At 55.4% G+C, this 24,605-nt stretch carries 23 protein-coding genes and 1 tRNA gene; 13 read left to right on the top strand and 11 right to left on the bottom strand.

Annotated features, from left to right (window positions below):
- Positions 1 to 480: 480 nt before the first annotated feature.
- The 4 genes from ACR0MQ_RS09890 (at position 481) to ACR0MQ_RS09875 (ending at position 4,374) form a co-directional block, all read left to right on the top strand.
- On the top strand, positions 481 to 1,230 hold the full coding sequence (locus tag ACR0MQ_RS09890; RefSeq protein ID WP_480607734.1) for a 5-oxoprolinase subunit B family protein: 750 nt from the start codon (positions 481 to 483) through the stop codon (positions 1,228 to 1,230).
- On the top strand, positions 1,227 to 2,222 hold the full coding sequence (locus ACR0MQ_RS09885; RefSeq protein WP_480607731.1) for a 5-oxoprolinase subunit C family protein: 996 nt from the start codon (positions 1,227 to 1,229) through the stop codon (positions 2,220 to 2,222). Before ACR0MQ_RS09890 ends, ACR0MQ_RS09885 begins: the two co-directional genes overlap by 4 nt.
- A gap of 12 nt (positions 2,223 to 2,234) precedes the next feature.
- Positions 2,235 to 2,996 carry a LamB/YcsF family protein gene (locus tag ACR0MQ_RS09880; RefSeq protein ID WP_480607728.1) on the top strand — a complete coding sequence of 254 codons (762 nt, stop codon included), beginning with the start codon at positions 2,235 to 2,237 and terminating at the stop codon, positions 2,994 to 2,996.
- A gap of 130 nt (positions 2,997 to 3,126) precedes the next feature.
- The gene (locus ACR0MQ_RS09875; RefSeq protein WP_480607725.1) at positions 3,127 to 4,374 is read left to right on the top strand and encodes a hypothetical protein; all 1,248 of its coding nucleotides are present in this window, start codon (positions 3,127 to 3,129) and stop codon (positions 4,372 to 4,374) included.
- A gap of 64 nt (positions 4,375 to 4,438) precedes the next feature.
- On the opposite strand, the gene ACR0MQ_RS09870 is transcribed toward ACR0MQ_RS09875, so the two are convergent.
- Both ACR0MQ_RS09870 and ACR0MQ_RS09865 read right to left on the bottom strand, forming a co-directional pair.
- On the bottom strand, positions 4,439 to 5,818 hold the full coding sequence (locus tag ACR0MQ_RS09870) for a D-alanyl-D-alanine carboxypeptidase family protein (RefSeq protein WP_480607721.1): 1,380 nt from the start codon (positions 5,816 to 5,818) through the stop codon (positions 4,439 to 4,441).
- A gap of 281 nt (positions 5,819 to 6,099) precedes the next feature.
- The gene (locus tag ACR0MQ_RS09865; RefSeq protein ID WP_480607718.1) at positions 6,100 to 6,801 is read right to left on the bottom strand and encodes an HAD family hydrolase; all 702 of its coding nucleotides are present in this window, start codon (positions 6,799 to 6,801) and stop codon (positions 6,100 to 6,102) included.
- Between the two features lie 94 nt (positions 6,802 to 6,895).
- On the opposite strand from ACR0MQ_RS09865, the gene clpS reads away from it, so the two are divergent.
- From clpS to hemF, 4 genes are read left to right on the top strand one after another with little or no spacing between them, the layout of a single operon-like run.
- The gene (clpS, locus tag ACR0MQ_RS09860) at positions 6,896 to 7,237 is read left to right on the top strand and encodes an ATP-dependent Clp protease adapter ClpS (RefSeq protein ID WP_010442434.1); all 342 of its coding nucleotides are present in this window, start codon (positions 6,896 to 6,898) and stop codon (positions 7,235 to 7,237) included.
- A gap of 9 nt (positions 7,238 to 7,246) precedes the next feature.
- Positions 7,247 to 8,209, top strand: coding sequence for a class I SAM-dependent methyltransferase (locus tag ACR0MQ_RS09855; RefSeq protein ID WP_480607716.1), 963 nt, complete (start codon positions 7,247 to 7,249; stop codon positions 8,207 to 8,209).
- Between the two features lie 37 nt (positions 8,210 to 8,246).
- Positions 8,247 to 9,047: an SDR family NAD(P)-dependent oxidoreductase gene (locus tag ACR0MQ_RS09850; protein WP_170474569.1), complete on the top strand. Its 801-nt coding sequence runs from the start codon at positions 8,247 to 8,249 to the stop codon at positions 9,045 to 9,047.
- Positions 9,048 to 9,052: 5 nt separating this feature from the next.
- Positions 9,053 to 9,937: an oxygen-dependent coproporphyrinogen oxidase gene (hemF, locus tag ACR0MQ_RS09845; protein WP_170771750.1), complete on the top strand. Its 885-nt coding sequence runs from the start codon at positions 9,053 to 9,055 to the stop codon at positions 9,935 to 9,937.
- A gap of 3 nt (positions 9,938 to 9,940) precedes the next feature.
- Here the strand turns inward: hemF and ACR0MQ_RS09840 are convergent, their stop codons facing one another.
- Positions 9,941 to 10,348, bottom strand: a complete 408-nt coding sequence (locus ACR0MQ_RS09840; protein ID WP_170771752.1) for a hypothetical protein — start codon at positions 10,346 to 10,348, stop codon at positions 9,941 to 9,943.
- A gap of 191 nt (positions 10,349 to 10,539) precedes the next feature.
- Here ACR0MQ_RS09840 and ACR0MQ_RS09835 point away from each other — a divergent pair, with 191 nt between their 5' ends.
- Both ACR0MQ_RS09835 and ACR0MQ_RS09830 read left to right on the top strand, forming a co-directional pair.
- Positions 10,540 to 11,052: a toxin-activating lysine-acyltransferase gene (locus ACR0MQ_RS09835; protein ID WP_170771754.1), complete on the top strand. Its 513-nt coding sequence runs from the start codon at positions 10,540 to 10,542 to the stop codon at positions 11,050 to 11,052.
- A gap of 1 nt (position 11,053) precedes the next feature.
- Positions 11,054 to 11,965 carry a Hint domain-containing protein gene (locus ACR0MQ_RS09830; RefSeq protein ID WP_480607710.1) on the top strand — a complete coding sequence of 304 codons (912 nt, stop codon included), beginning with the start codon at positions 11,054 to 11,056 and terminating at the stop codon, positions 11,963 to 11,965.
- 3 nt (positions 11,966 to 11,968) lie between these two features.
- Here the strand turns inward: ACR0MQ_RS09830 and modC are convergent, their stop codons facing one another.
- From modC to modA, 3 genes are read right to left on the bottom strand one after another with little or no spacing between them, the layout of a single operon-like run.
- The gene (modC, locus tag ACR0MQ_RS09825) at positions 11,969 to 13,060 is read right to left on the bottom strand and encodes a molybdenum ABC transporter ATP-binding protein (RefSeq protein WP_170544368.1); all 1,092 of its coding nucleotides are present in this window, start codon (positions 13,058 to 13,060) and stop codon (positions 11,969 to 11,971) included.
- Entirely contained in the window at positions 13,057 to 13,749 is a 693-nt protein-coding gene (gene modB / locus ACR0MQ_RS09820) for a molybdate ABC transporter permease subunit (RefSeq protein WP_170544370.1), read from the bottom strand. The genes modC and modB overlap by 4 nt, the downstream gene beginning before the upstream one ends.
- 4 nt (positions 13,750 to 13,753) lie before the next feature.
- A complete protein-coding gene (gene modA, locus ACR0MQ_RS09815; protein ID WP_170771758.1) occupies positions 13,754 to 14,506 on the bottom strand; it encodes a molybdate ABC transporter substrate-binding protein in 753 nt (250 codons plus the stop codon).
- Between the two features lie 189 nt (positions 14,507 to 14,695).
- Between modA and ACR0MQ_RS09810 the strand changes: the two genes are divergently transcribed.
- Both ACR0MQ_RS09810 and ACR0MQ_RS09805 read left to right on the top strand, forming a co-directional pair.
- A complete protein-coding gene (locus ACR0MQ_RS09810; RefSeq protein ID WP_170771760.1) occupies positions 14,696 to 15,949 on the top strand; it encodes an aminotransferase class V-fold PLP-dependent enzyme in 1,254 nt (417 codons plus the stop codon).
- Positions 15,950 to 16,033: 84 nt separating this feature from the next.
- Positions 16,034 to 16,109 (top strand) — tRNA-Val (locus tag ACR0MQ_RS09805).
- 458 nt (positions 16,110 to 16,567) lie between these two features.
- Here ACR0MQ_RS09805 and ACR0MQ_RS09800 read toward each other — a convergent pair.
- The 5 genes from ACR0MQ_RS09800 to ACR0MQ_RS09780 form a co-directional block, all read right to left on the bottom strand.
- The gene (locus tag ACR0MQ_RS09800) at positions 16,568 to 17,323 is read right to left on the bottom strand and encodes a branched-chain amino acid ABC transporter ATP-binding protein (protein ID WP_170771762.1); all 756 of its coding nucleotides are present in this window, start codon (positions 17,321 to 17,323) and stop codon (positions 16,568 to 16,570) included.
- Between the two features lie 9 nt (positions 17,324 to 17,332).
- Entirely contained in the window at positions 17,333 to 18,088 is a 756-nt protein-coding gene (locus ACR0MQ_RS09795) for an ABC transporter ATP-binding protein (RefSeq protein ID WP_170544376.1), read from the bottom strand.
- Between the two features lie 10 nt (positions 18,089 to 18,098).
- Positions 18,099 to 19,304, bottom strand: a complete 1,206-nt coding sequence (locus ACR0MQ_RS09790) for a branched-chain amino acid ABC transporter permease (RefSeq protein ID WP_170771764.1) — start codon at positions 19,302 to 19,304, stop codon at positions 18,099 to 18,101.
- A gap of 3 nt (positions 19,305 to 19,307) precedes the next feature.
- A complete protein-coding gene (locus tag ACR0MQ_RS09785; RefSeq protein ID WP_170474536.1) occupies positions 19,308 to 20,339 on the bottom strand; it encodes a branched-chain amino acid ABC transporter permease in 1,032 nt (343 codons plus the stop codon).
- A 106-nt stretch (positions 20,340 to 20,445) separates the two neighbouring features.
- Positions 20,446 to 21,792, bottom strand: a complete 1,347-nt coding sequence (locus ACR0MQ_RS09780; RefSeq protein WP_170474534.1) for a substrate-binding protein — start codon at positions 21,790 to 21,792, stop codon at positions 20,446 to 20,448.
- A gap of 1,625 nt (positions 21,793 to 23,417) precedes the next feature.
- Here ACR0MQ_RS09780 and ACR0MQ_RS09775 point away from each other — a divergent pair.
- Positions 23,418 to 24,359, top strand: coding sequence for a hypothetical protein (locus tag ACR0MQ_RS09775; protein ID WP_480607700.1), 942 nt, complete (start codon positions 23,418 to 23,420; stop codon positions 24,357 to 24,359).
- Positions 24,360 to 24,605 lie beyond the last annotated feature (246 nt).

Genomic DNA, 24,605 nt, shown 5'->3' with positions numbered 1-24,605 from the left:
ACCGTCTCTCCGATGCGTCTCAACCGTCTCTCCGGCCCGTCTCCGCCGTTCCCAGCGTCCCAGCAACCGCCTCAGCAGCGCCGGTGAAGGGCGTTCTATGCCTTACGCATTCAACGCGCAAGTGGAAAATTCAAGAAAGTCGTAAAAAACTTCTATTTTGCTTTTAATATAAATATATCAATTACTTACTAACCATTAATCTCACCGAAAACGGTTAAAAGCATCCTTCAAACCTATCAGGCATACCGCTCAGGTTTCAGTGCGTGTTGGTTCAAACCCTATATATAGTGAGTGCACTACGCCACCTCCACAAGACTGGACCGACTCGATAGGAAGCAGCGATTCATTTCCAATCCCGGAATCGCACCCAGCATCGGCGCCGCCGAGCGCATTGCCCTACGATCCTACAAGGCCTTGCGCATTGTCTATGGATAGGCTCAGGTCTCTCAGAAGTTCAACCGATACGCCTGTGACCGTGATATGACGACTGACACTAAGTTTCCCCTGCTACGAACCGTTGGATTAGACGGTCTATTGGTGACTTTTGCGCAAACAATGTCCGAGCCATCAAACCGCGCCGCTCTGGCATTTCGCGGCGCGGTCGAAGAACAACAGATCGACGGTGTGCTTGAGACGTCGGCCTCGCTGGCATCTGCATTTATACGGTTCAATCCCTCAAGCCTGTCGCATCACGACATCAAAGAGTTGCTGCGCGCGATGTTGGACAGCCGCGATTGGTATGCCACACCCTTGCCTGTGGGGCGACGATTCTGGAAAGTACCGACAGTCTACGGTACCGATCTTGCGCCACAGCTAGAAGACGCAGCGCTGGCGGCCGGATTGTCTCCCGCAGACGCCATCGATCGTCTCAGCCAATCGCGCGTGCGGGTACTAACCATCGGGTTCGCTCCGGGCCAACCTTATCTCGGGCCACTGGGTCCTGAATTCAACATTCCACGCCTGAAAGAGCTGACGCCAATGGTGCCCGAGGGGGCGTTGGTTTTGGCAATTTCGCAATTTGTTCTGTTCTCAGGGCCAACTCCAACCGGATGGCGCCATGTAGGGCAAACCGCTTTCCGTTGCTTTCGTCCGGACATGGAGCAGAGCTTTGCCCTCAACCCCGGTGATGAGATGCAGTTCATCTCTGTCTCGCGCGAGGAACTTGAGGATATCCAGAGAACCTGCACCGATGGTTCTGGCGGTGCAAGTTGCAAGGAGATCACGGCATGACGCTGATCGTCCATCGCATCGGTCCAGCTTGCACGGTTCAGGATCAAGGGCGTACTGGGTATCTGGATCAAGGCCTGTCACGTTCGGGTGCCGCAGATGTAATGGCGCTTTACGAAGGAGCCGCCTTACTGGGTAACGCCCCAAAGTGCGCAGCACTGGAAATGGCGGGGATGGGGGGCGAGTTCGAGGCAACCGTGCGAACCGCCATCGCGCTAACCGGCGCACCTATGCAGGCCAGCATCGATGGCAGCCCGGTTCTGTGGAATGCCTCGCACCAGATAGAGGTCGGACAGCGACTGGTAATCGGGTCGGTTCAGCAGGGCAGTTATGGGTATCTGCACTTGGGCGGCGGGGTCGAGACCGAAATGACACTGGGCTCTCGCGCCGCACATTTGACCGCCAGGATCGGGCGCGCTGTTCGGGCCGGCGATCGACTGCCCGCACCCGGAGCGGGTACGACGGGCCTGAAGTTGCGTGCCGACGATAGATTCTCGGGAGGCTTGCTGCGGGTCGTGGCCAGCTTTCAAACGGCGCTGTTCGATGAAGGTACACTTGCGCGGTTTACACGAACGACATTCCACCGTGGCGCCCGGGCCAACCGGATGGGCATGCAGCTAGATAGCGAAGGCGACGGCTTCGCTGCCAAAGGCCAGTTAGACATCCTGTCAGAAGTTATAACCCCCGGCGATATACAGATGACCGGTACCGGTGCACCCTTCATCTTACTTCCCGAATGCCAGACCACCGGAGGCTACCCGCGCATCGCAACCGTCCTACCCTGTGATCTGCCCCGCGCGGCACAGACCCCGGCGGGGGGCGAGGTTCGGTTCGAGTTTGTATCGATAGAACAAGCTGTGACACTACAAGCCGCTTTTGAGGCCGAACTGGCCCGCATACCGGGGCGCGTCGAACCCTTGGTCCGCGATCCACATGACATCCCGGACCTTCTGTCCTACCAATTGATCAGCGGAATGATCTCTGCCACCGAATAAGGAGTTTTCGCGATGCCGAGCGTCGATCTGAATGCAGATATGGGCGAGAGCTTTGGCCCCTGGAATATGGGGGATGATGAAAGCCTGCTGAAGATCATCACTTCGGCCAATATCGCCTGTGGCTTTCACGCCGGTGACCCGGATGTGATGGCCAAGACCATGACTCTGGCGGCCAAGAACGGTGTTGGCATAGGCGCGCATCCTGGTTTTCCCGATCTACAGGGGTTCGGGCGTCGAAACATGAAAGTACCTCATGACAGTTTGCGCAATCTTGTGCGTTATCAACTCGGATCGGCCATCGGTATGGCCAAAGCCGCAGGTACCGAAGTCCGACACCTAAAATTGCACGGCGCACTGGCCAATATGTGTTCGGTCGATATCGACATGGCGCGCGCCTGTTATCAGGGCGCGCTGGATGTGGACCCCAACATCATCATAATGGTGCTTGCGGTGACCAAGCAGGAAGCGGCTGTGCGCGAGCTAGGTTGCAAATGGGTGGGTGAGATCTTTGCGGATCGCGCCTACAACGACGACGGCACGCTAGTAGACCGGTCCTTGCCGGGGGCGGTCATCCATGATCCCGCGCTGGCAGGGCCGCGCATCCTGAACATGGTGAACGAAGGTGCGATCATCACCGAATCCGGCAAGCGGCTAGAGACTTCAATTGATACGATATGCCTGCATGGTGATGGCCCGACGGCGGTTCAGATCGCGCACTCCGTGCGCGAGAACCTGATCGCAGGCGGTGTCGAGGTCACAAAGTTCATCCGCTAGTCACAACAACGTAACTTTCGAACCCCTTCTCCAAACTGTTGCCCATGCAGGCCTTAGCGCCTAGCATGATTGGCAAGTGCATGATCTGACTACCACAAATCCAAGCAACGCGCCGCAAGGAGATGAGCCTATGTCTTTCGATCTGATGTCCTACCAGCCAAGGGGCGACAAGAAAAACTCGGACTTCTTCACCGAGTATCTGCCCAGGATTTACGAGCGTCGCATCAGCTCTGGCATCGCGGATCAGGTAGGCGCGATGCGCGCGATCGTCATTCAGGTTGAAACAGATGCGCTGTTCGACACGTTGGTCGAACTTTATGTAATGACCCCCTATCGCCATACTGCCAGCTATCTGGGCCAGACGCATAAGTTCGCAGTCATGCACTCACATGCCGATTACCCGGCGCTGATTCTGATGGCTCCGCTCAGTTCGGCGTTCGAAGATTTCATTCCCCGCATCAACAGAATGTACCCGCTGGCGCGCGGCACGCCCCAGACGCGTTATGTGGGTGAGATTTACGGCGCTACCGATTTGAAGAACCTGACGGGAACGCTGGAGGATCAGAATATTCGGTTCGAATATTCTGGGGATACGGAAAACCCATTTTACACGTTGGACGGATACCGGTTTACGACGCCGTCGGATTTCACGTGCAACCGCGTCGGCTATTCAACGCATGATTTCAACGACACCGACAGTCTGGGGCTTGGCGATCGCGTGATGCTGAGCGATGCGGAACAAGCGCGGCTGGATCAGGCCGCAGCCTTTGGCGCCGACAGCAAAATCTCTCCGCTGATGCTGGGGATCGATCACCTCGCCACGCGGGTTCTCGCCGGAGAGCGCGAGGACGCGATCCTCGAGTTTCTGACCATGATCCCCTATTACTTCTGGGGGGCGTACAACATCTTTGACATGAACTCGTCAACCAACGTGAACCGTAACGCCAATGTGGATGACGACAAGAAATCCCCCGCCAAGGTCTTCACCGCCAACAACACGCCATCCTTCGTAAATTCCTTCGCCAAACTGCCGATGCCGACCGAGGATTTCGTGCGCAACTTTGGACGCCGCCTGCACCACATAGCAGTCGAGATTCAGGATGGTGATCATGCCGCAGGTGAGAAAAATGTCGATTTCGTAGTGAATACGCTCAAAGACAAAGGTGTGCCATTTCTTGCCCATGTGGTGGGCGAGTGCAAAGACGATCCGAATCTTAAACAGATCTTCTCGAAGCATTCGAAACATACATTGCTGATCACCGAGTATATCGAGCGCTGCCATCACTATGATGGCTTCTTTACCAAAGACAATGTTGCTGCCCTGACCGCTGCCGCCGGGCAGGACGAACAGTACCAGCATGGTCACGTTTTCGACTGATCGGATGAAAAAAGGGCTGCGAGATCATCGCAGCCCAGACCCATCCAGGAGAGTATGTCGAGTCTTATGACGGCCCGATCATGAAACATGTGACGTTGCGCGCTTGCAACCGGCGGCATGCCAGATCGGCCTGTTCGCGGGTCATGCCCTGAAAGGTCGCATCAAACCCGCGCGCGCTCTGGTTCACCTTGCGCAACGTGCCTTCCAAAGTAGTCATTTCCGACAGCGCGGTTTTCAGCAAAACTTTCTCGGCCTCGTATCGCGTGGTGTATCGGCCAACATTGACGCCCCACAGATGCCCGCCGGACGTGGACAAGCGCGTGACAACCTCGGGCTCCGGCTCGGGTTGCTTGGCCGGTTCAACCGAGGCCAGAACCACATCGTCAGGCCGCGAAACCGGTCGTGTAGCGCTGTCCGCAGGTGCGATATCCGCTGCAGCAATGGCGGCGGCAATACCGTCTTGAATACGGGAACCATTTTTCTCGGCCGTTTCGGCAACTGCACCTGCTACTTGCACAGCAGCGGCTGCCGTCGGACGCAGGACCGGGCGCAAGCTTTTCTTCGGTGGACCAACCTGAGCGACCTGTACGGTGCCCAGCCCCGTGTTTCCGGCATACGCCGGGCGGGCAGGCTTGCGGATCGGCGCGCGCGAGGGGGCACGGCGGAAACCCATATCCAGAAGTTCAGCTACACGGGCGTTACGTGATGCGCCGGATTTGCCGCCGAAGACCGTGGCAATGATGCGTTCATCCTTGCGTTTGGCTGAAGCAACAAGGTTAAATCCGGCCGCGCGGGTATAGCCGGTCTTGATCCCATCGGCGCCCCTGTAGGCCGCCAGCAGGCGGCGGTTGGTGTTAGGAACGGTCTTGATCCCGGCATGAGTCGATTGGCGCGAGAACAGATTATAATACTGCGGATAATCATACAGCAGATGACGGCCCAGCGTGGTCATGTCGCGCGCGGTCGATAAGTGGCCCGACTCGGTCAGACCATGCGCGTTCTTGAAGGTCGTCCGGCTCATCCCCATCGCCTTGGCGGTACGGGTCATGCGACGGGCAAAGGCCGCCTCGGAACCGCTGAGCGCGATACCTATGGCGGTCGCAGCATCATTGGCCGATTTCACTGCTGCTGCCCGGATCAGATAACGAAACGCGATTCGCTGGCCGGTGCGCAATCCCAGCTTGGACGGCGGTTCAGCCGCCGCCTTCTTGGTGATCCTAACTTGAGTGTCCAATGTGATCTCACCATTCCGCACCGCCTCAAACGCGATGTAGAGGGTCATCATTTTGGTCAGCGATGCCGGATGGAGCCGCGTGTCGGCATTACGGGAATGCAGCACTTCCCCGGTGCGCGCGTCGATAACCATGGCTGCGTAGGGGGCCGCCACGCCTTGAAGTGGCGCAAAAGAAAGCAGCCACAGGAATGCTATAAGGAATAAGCCCATTCGGGCCGGAACTGTCCGCCGAATCTGCACGATCTTTGCCTCTGTCTGCCTCGCGCCGCCGGGTTTTCCCGGTCAGCAATTTTTATTTTGATATTGGTCAGGCTAACACAGGGACGGGCTTAAAGAAACTGAAAGCTGCGTGTTCGTTACACTCACTCCGACCTAGCACTGCACTACATGTGGTAGAAGTTGCGCGTCCAGACACCAAACCCGCGATTACGCCGAAATTCAGGCAAGCCAATCCATCGAATTTTTCGCAACTGATGTGAAACGGCAACAGGTCAGGAAATCCGGGCAACCAGAGCCGAGAGATCGCCCAGATCTCGCAACTCACAAAATCTGGGATTGCCGGCCGGAATTTCAGCCTTCTCAATTTCCCAGACCAGCCCATGGGGCACATACACGCCCCAGCATCCCGCTTCGATGGGCGCCACCACGTCAGACCGCATCGAGTTTCCGATCATCATCGAGGCCTCGGGACCATCCCCATGCTGCGCGAAAATCGTCGAATAAGTCGCTGCCGTTTTTTCGCTCACGATCTCGACGCCATCAAATAGCTCACCCAATCCGGATTGCGCCAGCTTACGCTCCTGATCGATCAGGTCGCCCTTGGTGATCAGCAAAACCCTGTGCGTCTCGGCCACCGTCTCGATGGCCTCGCGCGCATGGGGGAGCAGTTCGATGGGATGCGCCAGCATCTCCTGCCCCGCTTCAACAAGTTGGCGGATGACGCGCGCAGGGACGCGATCTTCGGTCACCTCGATCGCTGTCTCGATCATAGACAGGGTAAAACCCTTGATGCCATACCCATAGTGCTGGATGTTCCGCTTTTCAGCGCCAAGAAGACGTTCCATCAGGTGATCGCGCTCGGCGTGATCTGCCAGCAATTCGGCAAAATAGGTCTGCGTCAGTTGAAAAAACCGCTCGTTATGCCACAGCGTGTCATCCGCATCGAACGCGATTGTGGTCAATTTGTCCTGCATTGCGATTCCGACTCGTAGCTCTTTTCTCTGACCACAGTGACGTTATATAAGCCCTCAAACAAACCGAAGCTTGAATCGGGATTCTCTTACAGCAATGCGCGAACACCAGTGGATCATGTCGGACAAGGACGACCAGGACGACGACACGTCGGTCATGGTGCAAACGCGTCCCAAGACCAAGCGGCCTCCGCTGTATAAGGTGTTGCTGTTGAATGACGACTACACGCCGATGGAGTTTGTGGTGCATGTGCTGGAACGGTTCTTCGGCATGACCCATGCGCAGGCGTTCGAAATCATGCTGACCGTGCACAAGAAAGGCGTCGCCGTGGTTGGCGTGTTCAGCCATGAGATTGCCGAAACCAAGGTCGGGCAAGTGATGGATTTCGCGCGCAGGCATCAGCACCCGCTGCAATGCACCATGGAACGCGAAGAATAACGCGCGGCCATGTCTCCTCGCATTGAACTTGCCCTAAGCAGCGGGCTCCGCCTGTCACAACCTCTGACCGTGCTGGCCCCAACCCCCAACCACGATCTGTCGGACCTGCCGCACGAGACGCAGGTGGTACAACCCTTTAAACCCTTTCACGATCATTTTGCCGCGCAAGGTTTTGTGGCAACGCCCAACAGTGACGCGCCCAGCCAGGATGCTGTCGTCTTCCTGCCGCGTGCCAAAGCGCTGGCCCGGGCGTTGGTTCATCAGGCTTGCAGCCGCGCCAGCGGGATCATTGTGGTGGACGGGGCCAAAACCGATGGCGTCGACAGTTTGCTGAAAGACATCCGCAAGCGGGTCGCAATCAACGGGCCGATTTCGAAAGCGCATGGCAAGATTTTCTGGTTTCAGTCTGATGCGGACGCGTTTGCCGACTGGGCTGCGCCTGAAAACCAAATGGTCGACGGATTCCACTCCGCACCCGGTGTGTTTTCCGCTGACGGTATCGATCCTGCCTCAGCCCTGTTGCAGAGGTCTCTGCCAACCAAGCGCGGTACGCGCATTGCTGATCTGGGCGCAGGCTGGGGCTTTCTGTCCGCCGGGCTGATCGACGACACCTTGCACAGCCTGCATTTGGTTGAGGCGGATCACACCGCACTCACCTGTGCCCGCTCCAACGTCACCGACCCTCGTGCGCAGTTCCACTGGGCCGACGCAACCAATTGGACCGCACCCGAGCCACTGGACATGGTGGTCATGAACCCGCCGTTTCACACCTCGCGCAGTGCTGACCCGGCCCTTGGGCAGGGATTTATCGCAAACGCCGCACGAAACCTAACACGCAACGGGCAACTCTGGATGGTTGCCAATCGCCACCTGCCCTACGAAGCCACCCTGGCCGAGTTCTTCACGCGCGTTGAAGAAGTTGCAGGAGACAACCGATTCAAGGTATTTCATGCCTCTCGCCCTCGGGGCTGAGGCCCGCTAACCTGCGCCAGAACTCAGGAGGATTCGCATGTCCTTTTCAATCGCGGGCAAAACCGCAATCGTCACCGGCGGTGCCAATGGCATCGGGCTTGCCATCGGGCGGCATTTTGCGGATGCAGGTGCCAATGTCATGTTTGCCGACATGGATGAAAAACGCCTGTCCGAAGAGCTGGGTGAACAGGCGGATGACAGCAATATCCGTTATTTTGCGGGCGATCTGCGCGAAAAGCTGACCATCGCCAACCTACTCTCGGCAACGCTGGATGCTTTCGATCAAGTGGATATCCTGATCAATGGCGCACGGCAGGTCATCCCTTCTGACCCGCTCGACGCGGATGATGACTCGGTCCGTACATTGTTGAACCAGAACCTGATGCCTGCGCTGAGACTGAGCCAACTGGTCGCCAAGCGGTTCATCAAACAGGCTGATGGCGACACCGAGAACCCTGCAGGTTCGATCATTAACCTGTCCTCGATTGCTGCGCGTCGAACCCACCCGGACCTGATGGCCTACTCGGTCTCAACAGCCGCCCTGGATCAGATGACCCGTTCGCTTGCTGTAGCATTGGCGCCGAGCCGCATCCGCGTGAACTCAATTGCTCTGGGATCGGTAATGAGCGCCTCGTTGCAATCCACATTGAAGGAAAATCGCGACTTCCGCGATGATATCGAAAAACACACGCCCCTGGCACGAATTGCAGCGCCGAACGAACTGGCCGAAACAGCGCAGTTCCTTGCATCGGATGCCGCGGGTTTCATGACAGGGCAAATCCTGACCATTGACGGCGGCCGCACCCTGCTTGACCCGGTCGCGGCACCTGCTCATTGACATCGATGTTTGACACAGAAAAAAACACCGCCTCCGCATGGTTTCGCCAATTGCGCGATGAGATCATCATGGCGTTCGAAGCGCTTGAGGAAAGCCACGCCGCTGGCCCGTTCTCAGACGATCAACCGGGCCGTTTTGAGGTGAAAGAAACTACCCGCGAATCCTACGATGGCTCGGACGCTGGTGGCGGTTTGATGTCCGTTATGCGCGGCGGTCGTGTGTTCGAAAAAGTGGGCGTTAATGTTTCAACCGTTTACGGCACGCTAGGCGAACGCGCGCAGAATGCGATGGCTGCGCGCAAGGGCATTCCCGGAATGAAAGATGACCCGCGTTTCTGGGCGTCTGGCATCAGCCTGGTGGCACATATGCAGAATCCGCATGTGCCTGCGGTGCACATGAACACACGAATGTTTTGGACACCGTATGCCTGGTGGTTCGGTGGCGGGTCCGACCTGAACCCTTGCATCGAATATGACGAGGACACCTCTCATTTCCACGCCACTCAAAAGGCTCATTTGGATCCGCATGGTGCGTCGCATTATCCACGCCTCAAAGATTGGGCCGATGAATATTTCTACATCCCCCACCGCAAACGCGCACGAGGTGTTGGTGGGATATTCATGGATGACTATTGTACTGGCGACTGGCAGGCAGATTTCTCCCTGACCCAGGATATTGGCCGCGCATTCCTTCCAGCGTTCTTACCTCTGGTCGAGAAGCGTCGAATTCAGAGTTTCAATGACACGGACAAGACTAAGCAGCTTGTGCATCGTGGTCTCTATGCGGAATACAATCTGGTTTACGACCGTGGCACCAAGTTTGGTCTGGAAACCGGGCATGATCCCGATGCCGTTCTCATGAGCCTGCCGCCGCTGGCGAAATGGATCTGATGGTCAGAAACCAAAATCTATGAAATTGTCATAGCAATATCCCTGAGCCGACCCTGCCGTCATATTTGCTCCTACGGTTTTGACCGTGACGGAATATGTTGTGACATCTTCAGCCCCTTCAGGCAGTGACAGAGAAAACTGCACCGTACGGGCACCCCTCTCATAGGGTTTCGAGATATAGATGCGTTGAGTTGCCGATGTCCGCAGCGTCCGGATCGCAAAATCACCGATCCCGCACCAATAGGCCACTGGCGCTGATGTACCGATCGCAGCCACCTCGTAGGTGCCATCATTCAATGGCGTGACTGTTGTTCGAAATGCGGGCCGCACACCCACACCGAAGCCAACAGCTTGTGAAAGTGTGGGGGACACCAAAGCAGCCACCAGGCATGCAAGCTTCAGAATTCGCATATCCAATACCTCATTCGATAACTTCGATCGACGCCATCAAAGCGTGAATTCAATCAATAACATACCATGACAGCATTCTTGCTTCTGGTACAATGTCGAATTCGTGCGCCCTTGGTTGCCCACCATGAAAATCCTTTCATTGAATATGATCCGCGCTATGATCTAAGGAACCGTAGTTTCCAGAGTGACCCGTGCAGACGTCATTTCCAAAAGACTGGTTCGATATTTCTCCTGAAAAATACGCCGATTTCGGTGCAGTGTTTTATCTCGCGGCACTGACCAAAACACATCGGGATCGCAACTTAGGTCAGGCGCTTTATGCCTTTGAAACGCCCTTGCGTCTGGGGCAGTATCATATCTTTCGGCAAAACGGATTTCCGCGCGGGTTTGTGACTTTCGCCGGTCTAAGCCCTGAAGCCGAACATCGCTATGCGGTACAGGAACAGCCGTTGAAGGACGCCGATTTCACCAGCGGTACGTCTTTCTGGATCATCGACATGGTCGCTCCGTTTGGTCAGACCAACCAAATTGTCGAGATGCTAAAACGCGAAATCCCGCATCCCCGGGTGCGCACTAACCGGATGGACAGCGACCTGACCCGAAACCGAATCGTCGAATGGACCCGTGACCAGAACGCTGAGGTGCATATGCGCCTTTACAGAAAAAATGAATTTGCGCGAGTGCTAGAGCAGGAGGGATCATAAAATGGTCTCGATAGTCGGCGATACAACAGGTTCGGTGACAGATGATCCACCGAATGTGGCAACCGGTGATCTTGATATTACCAGTGGTGCCACCATCGTCTCGCAGGACTGGTCGATCCAGACGCCCCCCGATCACGGGACAGCCAGCATAGATCCAGCTACAGGCGAATGGACCTATACGGTCGACCCTACCTTTTTCGACAGTTTGGATAATGGCGAAATCGTCACCGATACGTTCACGGTTGAAGTCAACGCCGTCGTCAGCGTCTTCGGGTTTAATTTTAATGCAGCTCCGGAAACAACCGATATCACCATCACAATTGAAGGTGTGTGTTTTACTGCAGGCACGTTGATCGAGACCGAAGTCGGTTCGCAACCTATCGAAAACCTTCAGGTGAATGACGAAGTGTTGACCGCCGATCACGGCTTGCAGCCCATCCGCTGGATCGAAAGCAGCCGATTGGACGGTGGGCGATTACGTGCGAACCCTTCAATGCGACCGGTGCGGCTTACTGCAGGCAGTCTTGGGCCAGATATACCATCCCGTGACCTTCTGGTCTCTCAACAGCATCGAATTCTGATAAGTGGTCCCAAGGTCCAGATGCTATTTGGTGCGTCCGAAGTACTGGTCGCCGCAAAACACCTTTGCTCCTGGCCGGGCATCGATATCGAAACAAGCGACCAGCCTGTCGAGTATTTGCATATCCTTCTGGACAGGCACGAGATTCTAACCGCCGAAGGGGCGCCAGCTGAAAGCCTATTTCTGGGTGAGGAAACTCTTTACACGCTTTCGTCTGACGCATTGCAAGAACTCGTCGAGATTTTCCCCGACCGCGCGACAGACGAACACAACGGATTCGGAAATGCCGCGCGCCTTGTCCTGCGCGAGCATGAGGCGCGCGCACTTGCCTAATCCTTAGACGACCCGCCCACCAACATCCTGCGGGGCCAGCGCGACAGTCTTGATCACCGCATAGCAACTGCTGCCCTGCTGCAACCCCAAGGCCGCGACCGAGCGTCGGGTCACGCGGGCTAGAACAATCCCAGCAGGTGTGTTGACCGACACAATGGCACCCGGCCCTTCGCCTGATCGGATCGTTTCGACCTGCCCAGAAAGCACGTTCAGGGCTGACAGCCCTTCTGGTGGTATGTTCGACAAGATCACCTCTTGCGCCGGGATACGGATACGCAGGTCTTCGCCGATCCGGTGCGCAATGCGCGGCAGGAACAACCGCGCCCCGCCTGCGTCCAATTCAGATAAACCATCATCGTGATGAGCCGCCACGCGAACGCTTAGCACCGCACCCACGGCGCGCACACCGGCGGGGGCAACTGATGGGTCGGCCAGCACTTCGGACGCAGGGCCAAAGCGTACCACCTGCCCATCCTGAAGCGCCACGACCGATGTCGCCAACCGCGCAACCTCGGCCGCCGAATGTGTTACATAGAGGATTGGAACCGAGACCTCATCCCTTAACCGTTCAAAATAGGGCAGGATTTCCGCCTTCCTCGCATCGTCAAGCGCCGCCAAGGGCTCGTCTGCAAGAATCAGGCGCGGGCTGGCCAACAAGGCGCGGCCAATGGCAACACGCTGTTTCTCACCGCCCGACAGCATAGCCGGGCGCCGATCCAGCAGGTGGCCGATTCCCAACATCTCGATCACGCGATCCGGGTTTTCGCGCTGTACCCCGCGCGGGGCAAACCAACGACCATAGTTCAGATTCTGACGCACAGTCAGATGCGGGAACAAGCGGCCTTCCTGAAAGATGTATCCCAGTCGCCGCCGATGTGGCGGCAGCCAAACCCCGCAATCCGTATCGAATAAAACCCAATCACCCACAGCAACACGTCCCGATTGGGGGCGCAGCAACCCGGCTACGGCATTGACCACCGTGGTCTTCCCGGAACCCGAGCGCCCAAAAAGGACTGTTACACCCAGAGGCGCTTCAAAATCCAAATCGAGCGCAATACCCGGCAGATTATGTTGCATGCGAACAGACAGACTCATGACCCTGCCACCCGTTTGGCCACACGGCGGCCCACATATTCTGACAAGAGCAGCGCCCCCATGGCGATTATGATCGAGATGATCACCAATCGCGTCGCCGCCGCCTCACCCCCGGGCACCTGCAAAAACGCATAGACGGCGGAAGGCAGAGTCTGGGTCTGGCCCGGTATATTTGAAACAAAAGTGATCGTGGCCCCGAACTCTCCCATCGCTTTAGCAAAGGCCAGTATTGCGCCTGCGATAACCCCAGGCAGGATCATCGGCAGCGTCACCGTTCCAAAGACCATCAGACGCGACGCACCCAACGTAGCCCCGGCCTGCTCCAGTTTGGGATCCACCGCCTCAATCGACAAACGGATCGCGCGCACCATCAGTGGAAAGGCCATGATCCCAGCTGCAAGCGCCGCACCGGTCCAGCGGAATGCGAAAACGATACCAAGCTCGGCCAACGGCCCACCCAGCGGCCCCTGAATGCCGAATGTCAGCAGCAACAGATAGCCGGTTACGACCGGAGGTAGGATCAGCGGCAAATGCACCAGACCATTCAACACTTGCCGCCCCGGAAAGCGCCAACGCGCCAAGGCGTAGGCCACGAAGATTCCGAATGGCAGCGTTATTAGCGTCGCCCAGAGCGACACGCGCAACGACAGGTGCAACGCCTCGATCTCTGCTGGTCCCAACCACCCCATCTCGTCACCCGTTCGGCAGGGTGAAACCCTGCCTCAGAAACTCTGCCTGCGCGGTTTCTCCTTGCAGATAGGTCAGAAATGCCTGCGCATCTGGATTTGCGGTGCGGGTCAGGGCTGCGGGGTAGACAATTGTCGGATAATGCTCAGGCGGGATTGTTCCGATCACACCCACCCGATCCTCGGCAATTGCATCTGAACGATACACAATTCCCAGTGGTGCAGCACCCGTCGCCACCAGCGCCAGTGCTGCGCGAACATTATCTGTCTGTGCGATCTGGTCCTGTACTTCGTTCCACATGCCCAAACCCTGCAAGGCAGCCTTGCCATAGATACCTGCAGGAACGGCATCGACCAATGCCAACGCCAGATAACCCCCATCCAACTGGGAGAGCAGATCAAACCCAGCTCCAATTTCGGCGGCTTCCGAACTCGGCCCGCCAATCAGCACCAACCCGTTGCTTAGCAAGTCCACCCGTGAAACAGTATCGATCAAATCTTCGCTTTGCAGCACATCCATCCACTCTTCATTGGCCGATATGAACAGATCTGCAGGGGCACCAACCTGAATCTGCCGCGCCAATACCGATGAAGCGGCGTAAGACACCGTGACACTGTGCCCGGATTCTTCCTCGAACCCGGGTGCGATGGCATCCAGCGCGGTCTTGAGGCTGGCCGCAGCAAAGACCAGCACCCCCTCGGCCCGAACCGGAGCTGCGATCAGCGTGCATAACGCCACAGCCGCAATCAGACAGCGCATCTTGTGCCTCCGGTTCAAAGGGTTGCAGTCTCTTTGGGCATATCGGAGGCGACACGGGGCAGGCAAGGCCCTTTCCCGGCGCAAGGAAACATCTGGCTCTACTACGACACGCGTTTCTGTCGCAATTGGGATTGAACCCGGCAGGCATTCAGGCTGATGTGAGCCAAACCAAGACAGGAACCGTTGAACATGCTGCACCAGACCCCCGGACTGATTGAAGAAATCCGCTCACGCTTTGCCCATGTCGACGCCTGCCCGTTTCAGGGGCCACGCATTTTCTTTGAAAACGCAGGCGGTGCGCTGACCCTGAATACGGTGGTCGACACCTCGGCCAAATTCGCTGCGATCCCGGATAATCAGGGGCGGGACAACGTCGCCAGTCATGCGCTGGTCGATATCATCAACCGCGCGAAGGCAGATTTGTCTGTCTTCATGAACGCCTCAGAAGGTCAGTTCTTTGTCGGCGAAAGCGGGACTGAGCTGCTGTTCCGCATGATCCGCACGGCCTGCGTGAATGCACCGAAGGGGGGTAAGGTGATCGGCAGCTCCATCGAACACCCCGCAAGTCGCAGCGCCGCACGCAGATGGGCTGAAATCGCCGACCTTGACTATGTCAATGTGCCCCATGACGACGCAACAGGCCTTGTCACCGCCAAAGACTATGCTGCGCTGATGACCCCGGATGTGGCCGTCGCCACGATCCTGCACGCCTCGCCTGTAACGGGCATGGGGATGGATGTGGCTGCCATAGCGCGTGTCATCCGCGCTGTCGCACCCTATTGCTTCATAATCGTCGACGGCATTCAGCACGCAGCCCATGGCCAGATGGATATCGATAGCTACGACGTCGATGGCTATGCGATCTCGCCCTACAAAGTGTTCTCACGTCATGGTTATGGCATCGCCTGGATCTCGGACCGCTTAACTGCCCTTCCGCACGACCAGCTGATCGACGCCCCTGCAAACGGATGGGAATTTGGCACCAGAGACACCGGCTCCTACGCCGCGATGTCCGACGTGGTCGGCTATTTCGACTGGCTCGGCGGACAGGTCTCGGAGGAAACCGATCGCAGGGACCGCATCCGGGCCGCCGGCCATGCGATACACGCCTACGAAACACACCTGACCAATGCTATGATCAACGGTACAGGCAACCTGCCCGGTCTGAGCGATATGGACCACATCACGATCCTGGCTGGTGCCGATAATCCCGCGCGCGAGGGGCTGGTGTCGATCACTGTCGAGGATTTTCGGTCGGCGGATGTGGTGACCCGGCTGAACCAACAAGGCATCCGCACCCATACCCGAAAAGCGGACCACTACAGCGGCAATGTGCTGACACCTTTAGGCCTGAACGACTGTATCCGCATCTCGCTGTGCCACTACAACACCGAACATGAGGTCGCGCAGCTCTTGGCCGCTCTCAAGGACATGAAACCCTGATCTGCAGCGCGGTACAAATTTGCAGAAGAAATTGTGCCCTACCCTCTTGCGCCCGCGCACGGGCTTAGCTACATGAGCCCTCACGGGTGATTAGCTCAGTTGGTAGAGCGCTTCGTTTACACCGAAGATGTCGGGAGTTCGAGTCTCTCATCACCCACCATCAAACAGCCCTTGTTTTACTGGCGTCCTTTAAAATAAGAACATGACGCTGCCGTGTGGAGCACATCGCGGGAGTACATCGTGGGTCGTTTCGTAATGCCAAATCCAACTCTGATTAAGGGCTCGTATTACTGCCGAGTCGCCGTCCCTGCCGATCTCAAGGGCGAGGCCAGGGGAACGTAGGTGACAGCGACGATCAATGGACAGATCATAAATCGCAATGTCGGGAGCCGAGCTTTGCTGAGTTTGAATCGATCTTCCGTACCGCGAATATAGTGGACAAAAAATTCCTGAATATGAAAGATTCGTCAGATCTTCAACCACCGGATCGTATTACTCGACTGCATGGTTCGAGTTTGTTCTTTTCGCGTACATCAGTAGACTTACAACCGAAGCAAACAGGTGCATCGAACACGTTATTAACCTGTCTTTTAGCCTGATAAGTAAGGACTATGCGGGTTAGATCGCTAGATATTCCTCACGAAGGTTGGTGTCTTCAAGTACTTCTTTCGCTGTACCATCAAATACAATGGTTCCGGTATCTAGTATGATCGCACGGTCCGCTAACTCCAAAGCGCGCACGGCATTCTGCTCAACAATTATCGTTGTCATACCCTGTTGCTTAACGTGAGTAAGGGTCTTTTCGATTTCATCGACAATGACAGGAGCCAATCCCTCATACGGTTCATCCAAAAGTAAGACCTTGATGTCCCTCGCCAAGGCTCTGGCGATTGACAGCATTTGTTGTTCGCCTCCTGACAGCGTAATTCCTTCTTGTTTTCTGCGCTCTCCCAAACGCGGAAACAACTCGTAAAGCCGTTCCAGTGACCATCCGATTGGCGGCGCAATCTGAGCAAGCTGCAGGTTTTCTTCGACGGTCAGGCCAGGAATTATTCGCCTGTCTTCTGGTACCAGACCAAGACCAGTTGCCGCCGCCTCGTAGCTTGTCATTTTGTGTAGCGGCTTGTGGTCTAGCCAGATTTCGCCATGTCTTACTTCAGGCTCTCCAACTCTCGCAATCGAACGAAGTGTTGAGGTTTTTCCGGCACCGTTACGCCCAAGAAGAGCAAGGATCTCGCCTTCGTGCACGTTGAAGCTGACGCCTTGAACGATATAGCTTTCGCCGTAGTAGGAGTGCATATCCCAAACGGAGAGAAACGCAGGCGCAGTGCTGGCCATATTGGCATTTTTCGAAAAGTCAGGTTTCTCGTTCATAGGTTTTCCTTACGCAGCCTCGCCTAGATAGGCCTCGCGAACTTTGGGGTTTCCGCGGATGTTTTCCGGAGTATCTTCAACCAGGGGTGTTCCCTGCGCCAGAACGGTGATGCGTTCGGCAAGGCTGAATACGACGTGCATATCATGCTCAATGATTGCGATGGTGATGTCGCGCTCATCCTTAATTTGTTTCAGCAAGTCGATTGTGTTGTTTGTATCCGCCCTCGCCATACCCGCGGTAGGTTCGTCTAACAGCAGTAGCCGCGGATTCTGACTGAGGCACATGCCAATCTCGAGTCGGCGCTTATCGCCACGTGAAAGCGAGGCTGCATGCATTTCGCGCTTGTCAGCCATGTTCATCTCTTCCAGCATCGCTTCAGCCTGTTCAACAATCGCCTTTTCGTTGGCGATGGTCTCATACGCATGCATCCGGAACACTCCATCCCTCATAGCAAAAATAGGGATCAACATGTTCTCAATCACCGTCAGTTCACCAAAAATCTCTGGTGTCTGGAAAACACGACTAATGCCCATCTGATTGATCTGAAAAGGTTCGAGTCCCAAAACCGAGGCGTTGTCGAACAATACGGTTCCTGTGTCCGGCATAAGCTTGCCCACAAGACAATTCAGCAGGGTCGACTTGCCAGCACCATTGGGCCCGATGATCGCATGAACCGAGTTTTCTTCTACATTGAGGTTTACGTCCGTCAGCGCCTTGAGGCCGCCGAAGCGCTTGCTAACGTCTTTGACTCTTAGAATTGCCATGGCTCGCCCCTTATTCCGCCGGTTCTGTCTTGCCAGACGTTGCGTCATCGGTTTTTGGTTTCTTGCGTTTGATCCGGTTGAGCAAACGCTGACCACCTTCGACCAGCCCCCCCGGAAGGTAGATAACGACGAGCATGAAAAGAATGCCAAGCGTTAGATGCCAACCTTTTCCGATGAACGGATGGATCACGAAAACAACCGCGTTCTCCAACCCATCAGGCAGGAAAGCAAACCAACTGTGCAACACATTGTCGTTGATCTTAGAGAAGATATTTTCGAAATATTTGATGAAGCCTGCGCCCAGAACCGGGCCTATCAATGTGCCGGTACCGCCTAGGATCGTCATCAGAACGACCTCACCCGAAGCGGTCCACTGCATACGCTCAGCGCCCGCCAGCGGGTCCATTGCGGCCATCAAGCCACCAGCCAGACCGGCATACATGCCAGAGATAACAAACGCTGCCAACGTGTACGGCTTCGAGTTAAGGCCGGTGTAATTCATCCGTTGCTGGTTCGATTTGACAGCCCGTAGCATCATGCCGAAAGGCGAGCGAAAGATGCGGATAGATAAGTAGAACACCACCATCATAACTATCGCACAAAGATAATATCCCGCGTTAAAATCAAAGCTCCACGCTCCGACGTCCATTGTATAGGTTGCGCGCATCGGCAGCCCGAACAGATGTGGCAGGTCCGGTGAGTTGGTACCCTGCAGGATTTGCGGATCGTCTGCGTAAACCTGCAGACCGGTTTCCCCGTTGGTTAGATTGAACTTGGGGTTCGACAAGACGGAGTAGGCTAATGCAAAACTCATCTGCGCAAAGGCCAGAGTCAGGATCGAAAAGTAGATGCCGGACCGGCGCAGACTGACATACCCAATCAGCAGCGAGAATACCCCGGCGACCACAACGCTGAGCGCGATAGCCGGAATGATGTTGTAACTCAGCAATTTGAACATCCACACGGCTGAGTACGATCCGACACCCAAAAAAGCCGCGTGACCGAATGACAGGTATCCGGTTAGGCCGAACAGGATGTTGAACCCAATGGCAAAGATGCCAAAGATAACAAAGCGCTGCATCAGGTCCGGATAACCCGCGTTGAACTGCGCCATGGCGCTGCCTTCTGGGAACGGGTTCAGGATGAACGGGGCCAGAAGGGTGAGAAGGCCGACGATGATTAGAAGGCTGGTGTCTTTTTTGTTCAGTCCAAACATCGATTATTCCTCCATCACGCCTTTGCGTCCCATCAACCCGCGCGGGCGCGTCAGAAGCACAATGATGGCAACAAGGTAGATGATGATTTGATTGATCCCGGGAATTGTCGTGGTGGCCCAGGTCGTCGAGGCAAAACTTTCCAGGATGCCCAGCAGAAAGCCAGCCAGCACGGCTCCGGGCAGCGAGCCCATGCCGCCAACAACAACGACGACGAAGCTAAGGACCAGAAAGTCCATCCCCATGTGATAATTTGGCGGGTTTAGCGGCCCGTACATTACACCGGCCAAACCGGCCACTGAGGCAGCGATACCGAACATGATCGTAAAGCGCCGGTCGATATTGATACCCAGCAAGCCTACGGTTTCACGATCCGCCATTCCGGCGCGTACGACCATGCCGAACGTGGTGAATTGCAGGAATGAGAAAACGGCGCCGATAATGGCGACGGCAAATCCAAAGTAAACCAAACGCCAGATTGGATAGATTATTGCGTTGGGGTCAAATCCAATCATTGTGCCAAGGTCGATAGAACCGCTCAGCGCGTCAGGCGCTGGAGTTTGGATTGGGTTGGCGCCGAAGAAATACTTCACGATTTCCTGCAACACGATCGCCAGACCAAAGGTGACGAGGATCTGGTCGGCGTGAGGGCGCTTGTAGAAGTGCTTAATCAAACCGCGTTCCATCACATAGCCCACTGCTAACATGATCGGGATCGCAAACAGGATAGCCAAAGGAACAGACCAATCGATGATCGTCGCACCGGTCTCTGGGCCGAACCAAGCCTCGACATAAGGTGTTTCAACCTTCAGTGGGTTGCCCAGAAAGTCGGTTTGGCTTTCGTCGATGGTGGCAAAGCTCAGATTCATGAGCTTTTGCAGAGTAACGGCACAGAACGCACCGATCATGAACAGTGCGCCGTGTGCGAAGTTCACAACACCCAGCGTTCCAAAAATGAGCGTCAGCCCCAGCGCAATCAACGCATAGGCCGACCCTTTGTCCAGACCGTTCAAAATTTGCAATAGGATGGCGTCCATTGGCCCCACCTCAGGGTTGGTCAGTGTGAATTAAGTGGCGTAACAGGATCAACCCTGTTGCAGATGTCTGGCCGCCTGTTCGGCAGCCAGACTTAGACACGAGGACTTACGCGCCCGGGTTACATTTACCCAGTGAACCACCGGCGAACATCGGATGCTCGGGGTCGTATTCGACCTGCGCACGTGGCGTGATCTCGACGATTTCCAGAGTGTCATAGGCGTTGGTCGGATTCTCGTTGCCACGAACGACCAACACGTCTTTGAAGCACTGGTGGTCCGCGCCACGGTACCAAGTCGGACCGTTGCCCAAACCGTCGAACTCGAAGTCCTCCAGAGCCTCAGCAACGCCACACGGATTGAATGTGCCAGCACGCTCACAGGCATCAGCATAAAGCAGAACTTGTGCATAGCAGGTCTGTGCAGAGTTGGACGGCGGTTTGCCGTACTTTTCACCAAAGGACTTCACGAATGCTTTGGTGCCCTCATCTTGCAGCTGCCAGTTCCAGTTCATGGAACCCAGCACGCCCTTGATGTTCTCGCCCGCACCAGCGGCCATCAGTTCCGAATACAGCGGAACGACGATCTTGAAATCCTTGCCGTTGGCAACTTTGTCGAGCAAGCCGAACTGAATTGCGTTGGTGAGCGAGTTCACCATGTTGCCGCCGTAGTGGTTCAGAACCAGAACATCAGCACCCGAGTTCAATACCGGGGTGATATAGGACGAGAAGTCCGTCGAAGCGAGTGGTGTTTTGACGGTGTTGACCGTTTCCCATCCCAAGGCTTCGGTAGACGCGACGATCGATTCTTCCTGTGTCCAGCCCCAGTTGTAGTCGGCCGTCAGGTGATAAGCACGGCGTTCCTTGCCCATCTCGGCAGCCAGCACCGGCGCAAGTGCAGCGCCCGACATATACGCGTTAAAGAAATGACGGAAACCATTGGCTTTTTTATCCTTGCCAGTCGTGTCGTTGGCATGAGTCAGGCCAGCCATAAAGATCACACCTGCTTCTTGGCAAAGGCCTTGAACCGCAACCGCCACGCCCGAGGACGATCCGCCGTTGATCATGATCGCGCCGTCTTTTTCGATCATCGACTTTGCAGATGCACGTGCAGCGTCTGATTTGGTCTGCGTGTCGCCTGTGACGAACTCGACCTTTTTGCCAAGGATACCGTTGCCTTTCAGCGCCTTCGAGGTGAAGGTATTCAAGCAACCCCCATCTCCCTCACCATTGAGATGTTCGACGGCCAACTGTTGCGCCAGTAGCTCGTCATTACCCTCTTCAGCATACGGTCCAGTCTGGGGAACGTTGAAGCCCAGGGTTACGGACCCTCCGGTAGGTTCGTTGGTATAAGCAGCAGCCGACGAAGCCGTGAAGATCGTAGGCAGGGCCAGACCGGTACCTGCTACGGCACCAGACTTCAACACGCCACGGCGTGTGATCGGTTTATTGGTCATTAATTCCTCCCATTTCTCTTTCTTCCGTCGTCTGGCTCCTCTTCCAGCAGACGAAAGCGCACTTATGTGCAAGTCAATAATGGAAAGGCGAATGAAAACTTCACAACAAATTACTGGATTTAAAACAAAATTTTGTAAATTTGTTCACTAAACGCGAAAGTATCTTGTAAATACACTGCAGCTAGATAGTGCTAACTTGTTATATTCAAAATAATTAGATGCAAACTTTTTTTCCTCATTTTTCTGTCGTGAGTGGTGTCGTACGCTTTAGTGAGCTCGAGCCGGGGCAAAGTCGCAAGCGCAAGGCAATTTCTTAATTCCCAATTTGATACTAGGCGCTCGCTGACACGAGTTGTCCGCGGTCAACAGAGCCGGTTTTGCCATTTTTCTGCTCTGGGCTCGAGGTTGTCATTAGCTGCGGATCGTTTGAACGTCGGCTTTTGGACCGGACGAAAATTTGCAGCACGTTTTTTTGAGACGGTATCTAGCCCGCACTGGGTGGCCAGTTGCCCCCGTAACCCCCCACGGCACGTAGCGACCGCTGCAACACCGCTGCACATGAGCGGCAATTCCACCGTTATGCGCATCACCGGTTAGATTGGAGTCCATTTAAGAAACTGAGGCCTGTCACTAGAGGTGAAGCTCAAAAGCTGCTGCAGTACATCGCTCGCAATAATGGCCTCAAATATCAGTTCGAGATGTACGTCACAGTAAGACTGCTTTGGGTTACTGGATGCAGACTCAATGAAATCTGCTCGAGGTATTTGAAGGACATTGAGGACAGGGGAGACCACATCAAAATCAGCATCCCTCAAAGCAAGACAGAAGCCGGAATAAGGGATGTAATGATCGTTGGCGCTGAGGATTGTCAGCTACTCCGGGAAGCTACCAAAAGGGCAACGATAGTAGAGCCAAGTTGTCCAGAGAATATCGGTAGTTGTTTCCTCGTATTGCTTTGGGTGGCTACGATAGACACCCCAGTCATTACCTCGGGAAGGCGCTGGAGAAAGCCCGGAAGAACCTTGATGGCGATAATTCCAATTGGGATATGCATTCGTTTAGGAGAACGGCTGTGTCCGCCCTAGTTAATGCTGGGGTTTCCCGAGAAGCTAGGAATCTAATCGTGGGTCACTCCAACAAAGACGACATCGGCATAAGCGTTTATGCGAAGAGAGCAGAGCTAAACGGGATCATCAGTAGTACATTCGAAGTCTTACACAATGAACTTGGAGGGAGTCTCGCGGGAATAGCTCCTTTGGATTAATCCAAGGCAAGGGGCCGTCGACTTTAACATCAAGAGATAGAAACTCTGAAGGGCGTACATTGACTGCCACTGTCGGATTTAGGGTCATGACCTTTAAGTGAAGTGAAGCGGTCATTCCCAGTGCTAAATATGAGCGAACCCTGTGCGGACGAAGCTGCCATTTTCGGGCCGTTCAATTTTGTAGGTACGGTAGATGCAATTGGCGATAGTTCTGCCCAACGGAAGTCTTGACGAGTATATTTTCACCACCCATTGAGCTTGCATCGTAACTTTTGCGGTTTCTTACCAGATTGTTCTTCTAGGAACAGGACGCCTACGGTAAGAATGGAATCCGCGACCCAAAACGTGCAGAGGTAACTTTGTGATCAAGGGTATTCCGAAGCGAACCTTCATCGGCGGCTTGTTTGGTTTGGCGGCGACAATCAGCGCTGGTGTTGTTTGGTTCATAATGTATGGACCGGGGTCTTGGACTAACAACATATCCAATCGCGACCTCTTTGACACAACGGCAGATGCTGGCCTGCCCAGAGAAGTGAACAGCCAATCCGCTAAACTCCTCTCGGCCTTCCACGGGCTTGACGCACTACCACGCGTCTCAAATGTGATTTGCAGGAGGTCTGAGGGCAACACCGGAATGCCCGTGATCTTTTCTACCGAGATAGACATCGCGACTATGCAGGCCGGAGATTTTAAAGTCACTACTCGGTCAGGCGCGTCGGGGAAAATGCACTGCGCGTCCGTGCTGCCAGCCACAGACACTGGTGAGTTGCGAACGGTTCTTTTAATAGGGCAATTGGGACCCGCCGAAACCGACCCACCGGTTAGGGTTGACGTTGTCGGGCATTTGCATTCGATCGACGGCATGCTTGATTTTCAGGGAGTGAGTGCGTCGGTGATACCCCTCGAAGACGGACCATCGATTGTTTTGGCCGAAGTCGTGGAGGACTGGACATTAGTCGGCACTTTGGGCCCGCGTCGCGTCAGGGGCAGCCTCTGCCCGACGGAAGGCGTCGTTCAGGCGGTCCGTGTAACGTGGGAAGGGGGTGTGACGCTTAAGGATGGCAGCGAACCAGGTGAAGCAGAACGCGATCTATACACTATCACCGTCGAGGCACCCGATGGGACCCGTCGTGAAGTGAAGCCGCTCGCGCTAGCGAACCTGGGTGACGGGGACAACAATCATATGCTGTGCATGGACACGACAGATCGGCCCATCTCAGTATCCTTTCCAGAAGGCATTTTGACGGACCCGAATGATGATTTGAACCCAGCTACAAAGATTAACGTAACTCCGTTTCGGTAAACGTCCTGGCATGACCACTCCGCAGTCTTAGGGTATATGGATACATAGTCTCGTGCTGGTGCGTTGTAAGGTACAACAGGTTTGAGCGTTGGAAGCGGAACAGAAGGTCCGCTTTGGGCTCGGTGCGGACACTCAGCAAAATTCAGCGAACGACTGGTACGCGGACAAAGCTGCCCTGAGAAATGACGCAACTCATCTCCCGCGGTGAATGTAGGTAACACGCTTTAGGTTGGATCGGGGTAGATG

It is taken from the genome of Ruegeria sp. AN6 (assembly GCF_056540425.1).
This window is presented reverse-complemented; position numbering and strand designations above follow the sequence as displayed.